Origin of the sequence: Porphyromonas uenonis 60-3 (genome assembly GCF_000174775.1) — a bacterium.
Lineage (GTDB): Bacteria > Bacteroidota > Bacteroidia > Bacteroidales > Porphyromonadaceae > Porphyromonas > Porphyromonas uenonis_A.
Window position 1 is genome coordinate 1 of record NZ_ACLR01000115.1, and the last position, 535, is coordinate 535.

General features: G+C 48.2%; 1 protein-coding gene. It reads left to right on the top strand.

The window, feature by feature from the left end; translation table 11 throughout:
- The coding region (locus PORUE0001_RS09790) for an integrase core domain-containing protein (RefSeq protein WP_007365002.1) at positions 1-417 on the top strand (417 nt) is incomplete at its 5' end.
- Positions 418-535 lie beyond the last annotated feature (118 nt).

A 535-nucleotide genomic window follows, 5' to 3' on the forward strand; every position in this document is an offset into this window, starting at 1 on the left:
GACTACGAGGCCAGCCTAGGCATCGTAACCAGCGTCACCCAGACAGGCAACCCTCTCCACAACGCTATGGCAGAGCGACTTAACGGGATCATCAAGAACGACTGGCTCTACAACTTTGAGGACAAACCCATAGAAGAAGTTCGAGAGATCCTCTCGCAAACGATTGCTCTCTATAACACAGCGCGTCCTCATCGAGCCCTCAACAAGAAGACTCCGATGCAGATGCTCATACCAGATTACCCCAACCCTCTAACCACACAACCATCTAAGAAACAGATTTCTAAGAACAATTCACCAAAAGCTCCGAGCCTCAAAGCTCCGAGCCCATGCCGCTTAACTCCCAACAAAGAGCTATCTTTGTGTACCTCCGCAGTAAAAACGACCACAAGTCGTGTACCCCAGCAGGAGCAAAACTAACAGATGAGTACACTCACAGGACTAACAAAAATAACCCGTGTACCATCTCAGTAACACCTTCCCAACTGTGTACTTTTTTCAGGAAGAGGACAGTTCCTCTCGTAGGAACTGAAAAGTT